The organism is Candidatus Flexifilum breve (assembly GCF_016713355.1).
The window spans coordinates 379,856-392,370 of sequence record NZ_JADJPI010000035.1; the positions used below are offsets into that span (position 1 = coordinate 379,856).

The 12,515-nt window shown below is 60.2% G+C and carries 6 protein-coding genes and 1 pseudogene; 4 read left to right on the top strand and 3 right to left on the bottom strand.

Annotation, left to right across the window (positions count from 1 at the left end; translation table 11 throughout):
- Positions 1-3: 3 nt before the first annotated feature.
- From IPK17_RS24605 to IPK17_RS41135, 3 genes and pseudogenes are all read left to right on the top strand, one after another.
- Positions 4-2,127 (top strand): CHAT domain-containing protein, encoded by a 2,124-nt coding sequence (locus IPK17_RS24605; RefSeq protein WP_343420341.1) that lies wholly within the window; start codon positions 4-6, stop codon positions 2,125-2,127.
- A 277-nt stretch (positions 2,128-2,404) separates the two neighbouring features.
- Positions 2,405-4,450, top strand: a pseudogene (locus IPK17_RS41130) (DNA-directed RNA polymerase subunit beta'); the annotation flags it as partial.
- A gap of 279 nt (positions 4,451-4,729) precedes the next feature.
- Positions 4,730-7,030, top strand: a complete 2,301-nt coding sequence (locus tag IPK17_RS41135) for a DNA-directed RNA polymerase subunit beta' (RefSeq protein ID WP_502749411.1) — start codon at positions 4,730-4,732, stop codon at positions 7,028-7,030.
- Between the two features lie 92 nt (positions 7,031-7,122).
- Here the strand turns inward: IPK17_RS41135 and IPK17_RS24615 are convergent, their stop codons facing one another.
- From IPK17_RS24615 to IPK17_RS24625, 3 genes are all read right to left on the bottom strand, one after another.
- Entirely contained in the window at positions 7,123-7,494 is a 372-nt protein-coding gene (locus IPK17_RS24615) for a VOC family protein (RefSeq protein ID WP_343420343.1), read from the bottom strand.
- A 75-nt stretch (positions 7,495-7,569) separates the two neighbouring features.
- Positions 7,570-8,517: a helix-turn-helix transcriptional regulator gene (locus IPK17_RS24620; RefSeq protein ID WP_343420344.1), complete on the bottom strand. Its 948-nt coding sequence runs from the start codon at positions 8,515-8,517 to the stop codon at positions 7,570-7,572.
- 3 nt (positions 8,518-8,520) lie between these two features.
- Complete coding sequence (locus tag IPK17_RS24625) at positions 8,521-9,876, bottom strand: hypothetical protein (RefSeq protein WP_343420345.1); 1,356 nt, start codon at positions 9,874-9,876, stop codon at positions 8,521-8,523.
- Positions 9,877-10,026: 150 nt separating this feature from the next.
- On the opposite strand from IPK17_RS24625, the gene gyrA reads away from it, so the two are divergent.
- Positions 10,027-12,501, top strand: a complete 2,475-nt coding sequence (gyrA, locus tag IPK17_RS24630) for a DNA gyrase subunit A (RefSeq protein ID WP_343420346.1) — start codon at positions 10,027-10,029, stop codon at positions 12,499-12,501.
- Positions 12,502-12,515: the final 14 nt, after the last annotated feature.

Genomic DNA, 12,515 nt, shown 5'->3' on the forward strand with positions numbered 1-12,515 from the left:
GTGATGGGCTATCTGAATTTCGCCGTCGATGTCTCATCGCTGCCCAACGGGCGCTACCGCATTCGCGTGTCGGCGCCCGTCGGCGAGGCGAGCGTCGACCTTGACAGCCCGTTCACGCCGCCGGAGATCGCGAATTACCTCGCCATTCTCGGACGCACGCAGCGCGTCTCCAGAACGGAGGAGCTGGCCACAGCGCGCGAACTCGGTCAGCGCCTGTTCGACTTCGCCATTCGCGGCAGCAGCGACATCAACGCCGCCTATATCGCCAGCCTCGAACGCGCGGGAGCAAATGGTCTCCGCTTCCGGCTGACCGTTGATAACGCAGGTGACCTGCGTCAGCTCCCGTGGGAATACCTGCGCGACCCCAACCGCGACTTCCTAGCGCTCTCCCGCCTCACACCTATTGTGCGCTACACCCCGCAGTTGGATGTGCGCCCGCCTGTCGCCATCCGCTACCCGATTCGCGTGCTGGTGATGATCTCCGCGCCCGCCGACTACCCGACCCTGGATGTCGAGGGGGAATGGCGGCGGCTCAACGAGGCGACCGCCGAACTGCAAACGCGCGGCCTGATGATCCTTGAACGGCTGGACAGCGCCACGCTCATCGCCTTACAGCGGCGGCTGCGGCGCAGCGAGTATCACGTCTTTCACTACATCGGCCACAGCGATTTCGATCCGGCGACAGGTCAAGGCTTGCTCGCCTTTGAGAGCGAAGCCGACGAAACCAAAACGCAGGTCATCACAGGTGAGGCGCTCGGACGCGAACTGGGCGAGGAGACGACGCTCCGCTTGATCGTCCTGAATTCGTGCCACAGCGCCCGCCGACCGGATACCGACGCGTTGCAGGGCATCAGCAGCAGTCTGGTCGCGCGCGGCCTGCCCGCGGTCGTCGCCATGCAGTTTGCCATCAGCGACAGCGCCGCCAAAGTCTTCGCCGAGGAGTTCTACCGCGTCCTCGCCGAGATGTCGCCCATCGACACCGCTGTGAGCGAAGCCCGCCGCGCCATCGCCAACCGCCTGCAGAACAGCGAATGGGCGATCCCGGTGCTGTTCATGCGCTCGGATACCGGCATTTTGTTCAGCGCGCCGAGCGCCGACGAGACGCGCCCCGTCCTCAGACGCGTCGATGAGGAGACACGTCCACATCCTCGCGCCGCCGCGCTGACCCGTCCAACTGTGCTGTTTGGGCTTGTGGCACTCGTCGCCATTGCAATTCTCGTCGGGTTGCTGCGCGGCGTTGTGCCCGCGCCACCGACGCCAACCCCCGCCCCGCCCACGCTCGACCCGGCCAATCTGCCTGACTTACAGGTCGGCAACGTGCGCATTTCGCCGCGCCGCCCCGCACCTGGCGAAATCTTCAACATCAGCATCACGTTCACGAATGCGGGGAATGCCGACACTGGCGCGTTCACATGGTCATGGGATGCCAGCGCCATCCTGCTCGATGCCGTCGAAGGCCGTGTTGAAAACATCCTGCCGGGCGCGTCCAAAAGTATCAGTTTCTCGTATAACTACGGCTGGTGGGGTGAATTCGACTCGATTGTCAATGCCGATGTCGGCTCGGAAGTGGCGGAAAGCGACGAGCGCAACAACCGGCGCCAGTTCCCCATTACGCTCGCTGATGATTTGCCATTCGTCGTCGATTTCAGCCTGCTGCCGAACAATACGGTTGTCGAAACCCCGTTCCGCCTCGGGAGTGATGACTTCTTCCCGTGGAATCTCGATTTCACCGTGGGATCGTTAGCGGATGCGGGCTGCATCGATACGCCGCTCGATCTCGTTGATCAGGATGCCGACGACGTGGTTCTCACCCTGGGCGCAGAGGCGGCTCCAGCGTGTGTGACGCAACCGCTGAACATCACGATTATCCGCCAGCCAATCGCCGATGTGCAGCTTGAGATCATTCCGACGCAGGCGGGTGTAGTCACGCTGCGGCTGTACTCTAACCCCTCGGGCGGCGAACCGATCTTCGTCAGCGCGCCGCAAGCCGTCAACGCGGGCGAACAGGTGACGCTCGGCACGTTCGACGGGCAGCCGCGTCTGATCCGACGCATCGAAATCAGTCTCGACAACCAGCCGGTCCGGCTCACGCAGCTGACCCTACTCCCGGTCCTACAATCACCTTGACAACTTGTTAATTGATTGTTATACTAGCTATTCGTGTGGGAACTTTTTCTCCACCCACGTCACTTTATCGAACCAAGTCTCTCCTTGGCATAAAAAGGTGAGTCGGCGACGATATTCGCAAAAATGTTCATACGTACCTACAGAGATAAGCGATGAAAGAAGATTTCATTCGCTGTTTTGTCATCTGTAGCGCACGCCGCAGGACACAAACCATCGTTGATGGAGTCAATTTCTACCTTTTATAACGTCAGCAGCTTCAGTTCGAGCGCAGAGGAGGATGCCCTTGGAGGCAAAAGATTTTAGCGCACTGCGCGTTAGCCTTGCTTCGCCGGAGCAGATCAAATCTTGGTCGTATGGCGAAGTCACTAAGCCAGAGACGATTAACTATCGTCGTCTCCGCCCCGAGAAAGACGGGTTGTTCTGCGAGGCGATCTTCGGTCCAACGCGCGACTGGCAGTGCTACTGCGGTAAGTACAAGAATGTGCGCTACCGTGGCATCATCTGCGATAAGTGCGGCGTCGAAGTGACGCGCGCCTCAGTGCGCCGTGAACGTATGGGTCACATCGAACTGGCCGCTCCGGTGGCGCACGTGTGGTATACCCGCCGCGTTCCCAGCCATCTCGGCCTTCTGCTCGACATCAGCCGCCGCAATCTCGACCGCGTGCTGTATTTCGCGCAATACGTCATCACCGGCATTGACGAAGAAGCGCGCAACCGCGCGCTCGGTCGCATCGACAAGGAACTCCAGCAGAAAGAAGCCGCACTGCGCGGCGAACTGGACGAGCAGCAGGGTGTCGTCGACAACCGGCGCGACGAAGTGCTGCGCGAAGTCGAACAGCAGACCAAAGACATCAACGCCCACTTCAACACCGAACTGGAACGCCTGAGTGAAGAACTCGTGCGCGACGCTGACTCGGTGCAGAAGCGCATCGAAGCCCAGTTGAATCAGAAGGCAGTCAGCGACATCGACTTCCCCAGCGCGAACACAGTCATCGTGGCGCGCGGCGAGGTGGTCGACAACTCGCACATTGCCCGCGTTCAGTCGATTGTCAGCACCCGCTTGGGCAACCTGCAGGCTGAAATCGAAGAGGCGCGCCGTCAGGAACTCGAACGCCTGAACAGCGAAGCCAGCTCGATTGTCTCGGCGGCGGGCGTAAGCGAAGATGCCGTCGACGAACTGAACTCGCGCATCGCCCACATCCGCCAGAGCGCGGACAAAGCGCGCAACGAGATCGCGGAACTGCATGTGCTGCAGTTCCTGTCGGAGACGCGCTACCGCGAACTCAAACAGCGTTACGGGCAGGTCTTCCAGGCCGACATGGGCGCGGAAGCCTTCTACGAGATTCTCGAACAGATGGACATGGAAAAGCTGTCCGTCGAACTGTGGCACGAAGTCCGCACGACCCGCTCCAAGCAGAAGAAGAAGAAGGCGACCAAGCGTCTGCGCGTCGTCGAATCGCTGCGCAAGAGCGCGAATCGTCCGGAATGGATGATTCTCACCGTGCTGCCGGTCATCCCCCCCGACCTGCGCCCCATGGTGCAGTTGGATGGTGGCCGCTTCGCGACGAGCGATCTCAACGACCTGTACCGCCGCGTCATCAACCGCAACAACCGCCTCAAGCACCTGCTCGAACTCGGCGCGCCAGATGTCATCGTGCGCAACGAAAAGCGTATGCTGCAGGAAGCGGTCGACAGCCTGATCGACAACAGCCAGCGCGGCAAGGCGCTCAGCCGCCGCGGCCGCCGCGAACTGAAGTCCCTGAGCGATATGCTCAAGGGGAAGAAGGGTCGTTTCCGCCGCAACCTGCTCGGTAAGCGCGTGGACTACTCCGGTCGTTCGGTCATCGTCATCGGCCCGCGCCTCAAGCTCCATCAGTGCGGTCTGCCCAAGACGATGGCGCTGGAGCTCTACCGCCCCTTCGTCATCAGCCAGTTGGTGCGCTACAACTACGCCAGCAACGTCAAAGGCGCGAAGCGCATCATCGAGCGTGAACGTCCCGAAGTCTGGGAAGTGCTGGAACAGGTGATCAAGGAACGCCCGGTGCTCCTCAACCGTGCCCCTACCCTCCACCGTCTCGGCATTCAGGCGTTTGAACCGCAGTTGGTCGAAGGCAAGGCCATTCAAATTCACCCGCTCGTCTGCTCCGCCTTCAACGCGGACTTTGACGGCGATCAAATGGCGGTTCACGTTCCCCTGAGCGAACGAGCTGTTCAGGAAGCACGCGAACTCATGTTGAGCACCAAGAACCTGCTGAAGCCGGCAGACGGTCAACCGATCGTTGGTCCCGCCAAGGACATGGTGCTGGGCATGTATTATCTCACGCTTGACCCAACGGTCGAAGTGATCACACGTCCTGAGGACATCGAGAAGTTCCGTTCGCGTGAAAACCTGCGGGACCCGAACGTCAAAGTCGGCGTGCCGATGCGCAGCAACGGCTACTACCTGCTGAAAGACTTCGACATCCCCGGCGCGGTGATCTACGATGACACGAAGGAAATGCAGGACAATGGTCGCGTCAAGATCACCGAAAAAGCGATGGATCGGACGATCCGTGCGCTACTTGATGGCGAAGTGGATTGCATGATCGCGAACCACTTTGACATGAGCCTGCTGATCAAGAAGAAGAAACTGCAAGGCAAGGTGGCCTTCTCCAACCTGCACGAACGCCGCCACGTTGTCGACATCGACGAAGTCGAATACCTGTACAACATCGGTCTGGTCGAACTGCACACGCCGATTCTGCTCGGCAACTACTACGATCACCTGCCGCCGCAGGACGAACCCGAACCTTGCACGGTCGGGCGCGCCCTGTTCAACCGCATTCTGCCCGACGAAGTCCGCTTCGTGCAGGAAACGCTCGGCAAGAAGCAGCTCCAGACGCTGGTCGACAAGTGCTACCGCCGCCTCGGCTCGGAACGCACGACCGACATCGTCGACAAGATCAAGGACCTCGGCTTCCATTATGCGACGGTCTCGGGCACGACGATTGCCGTCTCCGACCTGACAATCCCCGATGAACGCGCGGGCATTCTCGCCGAAGCTGAGGGCGTGGTCGACCGCGCTGAACGTGACTTCCGGCGCGGTCTGCTGACCGAAGAAGAACGCTACCAGCGCACGATTGACGTGTGGAACAAGGCGAAGGATCAACTGCAAGACCTGATTCGCGACACCCTGAACCCGTTTGGCCCCATCGCCGTCATGGCGATCTCCGGCTCGACGAAGGGTGGTTTCGGTCCGATCACGCAGTTGGCCGGTATGCGCGGTCTCATGGCTGACCCGTCCGGTCGTATCATCGACCTGCCGATCCGCAGCCACTTCCGCGAAGGTCTGAACGCGCTCGAATACTTCATCTCGACGCACGGCGCGCGTAAGGGTCTCGCCGATACGGCGCTCCGTACCGCGGACGCGGGGTACCTCACCCGCCGTCTGGTCGACGTGGCGCAGGATATGATCATCAACCGCACCGACTGCGGCACCGAAGGCGGCATCTGGATTCGCCGCGCGGACGACATCGCCGGGCAGTCGATTTACGAACGTATCGTCGGGCGTTGCGCTGCGGGCGATATCATCCACCCGGACACGGGCGACCTGATCGTCGCGCGCAACGGCATGATCGACGAAGACGTGGCCGAAGCCATCCAGAACAGCACGCTGCAGGAAGTGTACGTCCGCAGCCCGCTGACGTGCGCGCTCATTCACGGTATCTGCGCGCTGTGCTATGGTCGTGACCTCGGTCGCGGCGAAATGGTCGAAATCGGGACGGCCGTCGGCATCATCGCCGCGCAGTCCATCGGTGAACCCGGTACGCAGCTCACGCTCCGTACGTTCCACACCGGCGGTACGGCGCAGGCCAGCGGTGATATCACCAGCGGTCTGCCGCGCGTCGAAGAACTCTTTGAAGCGCGCAAGCGTCCGAAGGGCGAAGCGGTCGTGACCGATATCGGCGGCACGCTGCGCCTCAGCCGTCGTGAAGGGGTGCGTATCGCCACCGTCATCGACAGCGAAGTCTTCAGCGAACAGCACGACATTCTGCCGGGCTGGACGGTCAACGCGGCGGACAGCCAGCGCGTCGAAGCGGGCTTCATCCTCGCGCAGGACGAAGACACCGGCGAGAAGATCATCGCCAAGATGGGCGGCACCGTCCACCTTGAAGATGACATGCTCTACATTCGCTACGAACGCCGCGAAGAGATGGAATACGAAATTCCGTCGAGCGGGCGTTTGCTCCCCGGCATGGAAGATGGTGCAACCGTCGCCCCCGGTCAGCAGTTGACCGAAGGCGCGAAGAACCCGCACCACATTCTGCGCGTGCTGGGCGGCGAAGCGACCCAGTTGTATCTGCTCTCCGAAGTGCAGAAGGTGTACCGCTCGCAAGGCGTGAACATCGCCGACAAGCACTTCGAAATCATCATCCGCAAGATGCTCTCGCGGGTGCAGATCACCAAGAGCGGCGACAGCAACCTGCTCCCTGGCGAGTTGATCGACCGCTTGCAGTTGATCGACATCAACCAAAAGCTGATGATGGACGGCAAAGACCCAGCCGGCGCCGTTCCGGTGCTGCTCGGCGTGACCAAGGCCGCCCTCAATACCGACAGCTTCCTCTCGGCCTCCAGCTTCCAGCACACAATTCGCGTGTTGGCGGGTGCGGCCATCGAGGGTAAGGAAGATAAGCTGTACGGGTTGAAGGAGAATGTCATCATCGGTAAGCTGATCCCGGCGGGTACGGGCTTCCATACCTATCAGGATCGCGAACTGGTGGCTCCGGTCATCAGCCTCGAAGCGCAGGGCACGCTCGACCACGACGCCGAGTTCATCGACACCGACGACCTCGACGAAGAGGATCGCGGACGTGGACGCGGCGACCGGGATCGGGATCGCGACCGGGACAACGACGACCACTAGAACCAAACAAACGGGGACGCTGCGAGGCGTCCCCTGTTTCAAGCTTTCGTAGGGGCGACCAAATTGGTCGCCCTTTTGCTTTGCGCTCCGGCTTACGCCATCGGCGGCTGATGCAAGCCGACCCTATTGCCTTCGGTATCCACGATGTGCGCCATGTACCCCTGCGGCGTGATATCCAGCTTCGGCATGACGACCTTGCCGCCCGCCGCCTCCACCCGGCTCAGAATGCCATCGAGATCGAAACCAGCGTTCAAGTAGATAACTGCCCCGTTCTCGCCGGGCTGGTAATCGGGAACCAGGACGACAGCGCCGCTCACTGCCTGTTCGTCAGCCGGGAAAAAGCCATGCGGAATCTCGTTGAAAGCGCCACGCCGCAGCGATTTGCCTAAAATCGTGTCATAGAAGGTTACCGCACGGTCGAAGTTCACAGCGGGGATTTCAAACCAGTTGATCGCATTATTCATGGTATCTCTCGCTCCTGTATCGTTCAACATCTACAGCCTATCAGGAGTGTGTGACACCATTATGGCAACAGCGATTCAGAGGCTTTTGTAAGTGTCTAGAATGGCGGCGGCAGTCTGCTGAATACGTTGTCGCAAACTGGCTGGTTCCAGCACTTGCACCTGCGCACCCCACCCCAACAGCCATTGGAAGAGATCATCATCGCGACGCGTCTTGAAGGTCATGACTACACCCTCAGGCCGTTCAACTTCGCTGACCAGATAAAATGGCTGCTCTTCACGCACCCAATGCACGATCTCCTTGCGGAACATGGCACGCACGGTGGTCGGCAAGTCGAAGTTCTTCTGGACAAGCTCAAATCCCTCCGGACGTTCAAAGGATGTACTGAGCACAGTCAGGTTGCGAATACGGTCGATACGAAAGTGACGGATATCCTGCCGGAGGTAGCAGTAGGCGACCACACTCCAGGCCTGTCCGTAGAAGACAATGCCATAAGGATCGACCTCACGCACCGTGCGCTCTCCCCCATGCCCACCACCGCTTTTGGAGTGATAGTGAATGCGAACCGTTTTGCGTTGGACAATGGCACGGCGCAGTTGCTGCAGCAGCAGCTTCTGTTCGGGGTCATTAGTATGGTTCACGGCGACGAAACGCATGGACTGCTGCAAATCACTGACTTGATCGCGCAGTCGTTCGCTCAACACCACGCCGATTTTGCTCTCCGCGCTGCGTGCCGCCGCGCGGTATTCCGCGTCGAAGTTCTGCGCCATGAAGTCCGCGCCGAGGAGCAAAATGATCGCTTCGTCCGCGGTGAAGCGCAGCGGCGGCAGAAAATAGCCCTCCGCCAGCGAGTACCCCTGCCCCGGCACGGCGACAATCGGCACGCCCGTTTCTGAGAGCGCTTGAATATCGCGGTAAATCGACCGTTTGCTGACCTCGAAGGTCGCCGCAAGGTCTTCGGCGCGCAAGCAGCCTTTGGCCTGCAATTCGAGAACGATAGCCAGCAAGCGGTCGACGCGGTTCATGGGCTAACTGCAGTCGTAGGTCGGCAGACTAACTTCCGGGCGTACCGCATCATAGAGCATCCAATAGAGTGGGCGCTCGGTCGTATCCGTGCTTTGCGGGTTGACCTGACAGGCCGTCCCCGGCACGACGATGCTGTAGGCGGCGCGTTCATCGCCGTTGTCGATCAGGCCGAGCAGCGTCGCGAAATTCAGGTTCCACAGGAACATAACGCCGATGTCGCCGCGGCTCTGCGCGATCTCGAAGGCGCGAATGGTGTAATTGCCCTGCGCCCAGCGGTCATTGAAGTCCATCCAGCCTTCGCTGGCCGGGCGGGCGCTCGGGAAACCATCCCACGTCGCCCAACCGAACTCCGTGCCCCACATCGGCGTCGTGGCGTGGCCGTTGTCCGTCATAATCTGACGGTAGTCGCGCAAGTTATCTGAAAAGAAGAAATGAGGATCGTCGTCCCAACCGCGCGTGCCGCAGCACGTCGCATCAGGCGCATTGCCCCAGCTATAGGGATGCACGCCGACATACACGTCTTGATAGCTGCTCAGCCCGGCCGCATACATCTGACGCAGATATTCGCGATCTTCCACCGAACCGTCAGTGCTGCCCGTCGGTGCTAACCCCGCCGTGATGATGCCGAGCGACGGTGAATAGGCGCGCACGGCTTGGTACGCGGGCGCGAAAAGCTGCATATACCCGGCCCCGCTGAACGGCAAATTCCCGCGCCATTCGCGAATGAGATTCGGCTCATTCCAGATTTCAACCGCATCAATCGAGCCGCCGACCTGCCGCAGCAGCAGCGATAGGAAGTTCGCGAACGCTTGTGGATCATCGGGTGGGCCGTCTTCCTGCACGTTCGCACGCGCCCAATTCGGCGCTTTGACCACGCTCAACAGGATATTAAACTGGCGCCGATCTGCATCTTCGATATACAGTTGGACTCGTTGGAAGAACGGGCTGATCTCGTCGGGGCCATTCGGCTGCATGTCTTCCCACGGGATTTGCAGTTTGATCCATTTGACGCCCAGATGCTCCCCAAGGCGGTACATGACATTATCCCAGTCCGCCTGTTCAAGGTTGCTGTCAATCTGAATCCCCATCCGGTTCGGGTCAAGGTTGGGGAGCGTGGCGGTCGTCTCTGGCGTAGCGGCGACCGTACCGGGAACCGCCGTGACCGCCGGATCCGGCGTATTGGTAACGATCGGAGTGAGGGTCGGCGGCTCGTAGCCGGGACCAATGACGGGGCCTCTCAGTGTGATGGCCGGGCGCGGTGTGGGAGTCTCCCCCTGCGCACCAGTCAAGCTTGCCGATGCGCCCAGAACCAACAGGGCGAACAACGTGATCATGGAGTTTATCAGTCGTTTCATCATGTCGACGATCCTAACATATCCGCTGACGGCAAACCATAGCCGCTTTTTTCGCTCAGATTGTGGTATAATAAGAACACATGTTCATTTGACAAGCGTGCAGTTGTTCCCTAGAATGATGCGCCTTACGCCGAAAGTAGCACAGGAAAACGTATGACATTAGGTCTCGTGCGCCAGGTTAACATCGGTCAGGAAATGCGTAGCGCCTACCTTGATTACGCCATGAGCGTGATTGTGTCGCGCGCGCTGCCTGATGCTCGTGACGGGCTCAAACCCGTGCATCGCCGCATCCTCTACGCCATGTACGACATGGGGATGCGCGCTGATACACCCTTCAAGAAATGCGCCCGTATCGTCGGCGAAGTCCTCGGCAAATACCATCCGCACGGCGACGTCGCGGTGTATGAAACGCTCGTCCGCCTCGCGCAGGATTTCTCCATGCGCTACCCCCTGATCGACGGTCAGGGTAACTTCGGCAGCATCGACGGCGACGGCGCGGCGGCCATGCGTTATACCGAAGCGCGCATGACCCAGATGGGCGAAGAACTGCTCGTCGATATTGACAAAAACACCGTCGATTTCGTCGACAACTTTGACGGCACGCTGCAAGAACCGGCCGTGCTGCCGTCCAGCATTCCCAATTTGCTCGTCAATGGCTCGTCGGGCATCGCCGTCGGCATGTCGACCAACATCCCACCGCACAACCTCGGCGAAGTGTGTGACGCGCTCGTCTTCATGCTCGCCCAATGGGACAAACTCGAAGACATCGGCGTCGAAGACCTGATGCGCTTCGTCAAGGGGCCGGACTTCCCCACGGGCGGCCTCGTCTACCGTCACATCGATGACACCGAAAATGGTGAAGACTCGTTGATCGGCGCGTATGCGACCGGGCGCGGCAAAATCACCATGCGCGCCAAAATTCACATCGAAGACATGGGGCGCGGCAAGTCGCGCATCATCGTCAGCGAGCTGCCCTATCAGACCAACAAAGCGGCGCTGGTCGAACGCATTGCCTATCTCGTGCGCGAAGGCAAGCTCGAAGGCATCGCCGACCTGCGCGACGAATCCGACCGGCAGGGGCTGCGCCTCGCCATCGAACTCCAGCGCGGGACGGAAGCAGCCCCGATCATCAGCAGTCTGTTCAAGCTGACGCCGCTGCAAGAGACGTTCAGCATCATCATGCTGGCGCTTGTCAATGGCGAACCGCGATTTCTGACGCTCAAGCAAGCGCTCAAAGTCTACCTCGATCACCGGCTGGAAGTTGTACGCCGCCGCAGCGAATATGACCTCAACCGCGCCAAAGAACGCGCCCATATCCTTGAAGGGCTGCTCAAAGCGCTCGACGCGCTCGACGAAGTGATCGCGACCATTCGTAAGTCGCGCAACGCTGATACGGCGCGCAACAACCTGATGAGTCTGCTGCGCATCAGCGAAGTTCAGGCGCAGGCCATCCTCGATATGCAGCTCCGCCGCCTCGCCGCGCTGGAACGCAAGAAGATCGAAGAGGAATACGAGGAAAAAGTCAAGCTGATCAAGCATCTCGAAGGCGTGCTCGGTAGCCCGCAGAAAATGCGGGATGTGATCGGCGAAGAACTGCGCACGATCAAGAGCGCCTACAATGACCCGCGCCGTACCATCATTGTGGACAGCGCCGCGACCCGCCAGATCACGACCGAATCGCTGCTCATGCCGCAGGAAGAAACGTGGGTCACCCTCACGGCTGAAGACAAGATCGGTCGCAGCTTCGAAAACACGCCGCCCAAGGTGACCGGCGACGTCAGCGACCCGCCGCGCTTCATCCTGCAAACCGATTCGACGCAGATCATTTACCTGTTCTCGACGCGCGGTCAATGTGCCACCATCCCCGTGCATCAGCTCCCCCAGGTGCATGACCCGGCGGAAGGCGTACTCTACAAAGACTTATGCGGCTTCAAGAATGGCGAGAAAGTTGCGACCATGCTCACGCTGCCCGCAGATGCCGAAGACGGCTTTCTGCTGATGGCGACGGAGGCCGGTGAGGTCAAACGTCTCAAGCTGGCAGATTTGCCCGGCATGACCGCAAATATCTTCAAAGCGATGGACTTGGAAGCCGAGGATAACCTGTTTAACGTGCTCGTGACCAACGGCGAGTGCGAAATCGTGCTGACCACCTATCAGGCGCAGGCCATTCGCTTCAAAGAGAGCGATGTGCGCCCGACGGGCTTAGGCGCGGGCGGCATGCGCGGCATCAAGCTGGCGGAACAGCGTGACCGAGTGGTCGCGGCGGCCATTGCGCGCGCCGACCTGCATCTATGGACGATCACCGACGATGGCATTGCGAAGAGTTCTCCGCTCAGCGAATACCCAACACAGGGACGCGCGGGCAGCGGTGTCGTCACGATGAAACTGCCCAAAGACAGCGGAGGCGTCGCCGCATCAGTCATCGCCCACATGGATGATCATGTCATCGTGCTAACCAACAAAAACCGTCCCAAAGATATGCGCGTCAGTCTTGCACCAAGCGGACGGCGGGACAAGCGTGGAGATATTGTGATCTCGTTGGGAGCCAAAGAACAGGTCGTTGCGGCGCTCATGCCGCAGCACAAAGAGGATGCGGTCCCGCAAGCCGCCCCCGAACCCACCACTTAGGCGGGGACAGCTCA

Excerpts from the sequence above, each read along its gene's own strand:
- IPK17_RS24625 (WP_343420345.1), bottom strand. The coding sequence starts at position 9,876 with ATGATGAAACGACTGATAAACTCCATGATCACGTTGTTCGCCCTGTTG.
- IPK17_RS41135 (WP_502749411.1), top strand. The coding sequence starts at position 4,730 with ATGAGCCTGCTGATCAAGAAGAAGAAACTGCAAGGCAAGGTGGCCTTC.
- IPK17_RS24620 (WP_343420344.1), bottom strand. The coding sequence starts at position 8,517 with ATGAACCGCGTCGACCGCTTGCTGGCTATCGTTCTCGAATTGCAGGCC.
- gyrA (WP_343420346.1), top strand. The coding sequence starts at position 10,027 with ATGACATTAGGTCTCGTGCGCCAGGTTAACATCGGTCAGGAAATGCGT.
- IPK17_RS24605 (WP_343420341.1), top strand. The coding sequence starts at position 4 with ATGGGCTATCTGAATTTCGCCGTCGATGTCTCATCGCTGCCCAACGGG.
- IPK17_RS24615 (WP_343420343.1), bottom strand. The coding sequence starts at position 7,494 with ATGAATAATGCGATCAACTGGTTTGAAATCCCCGCTGTGAACTTCGAC.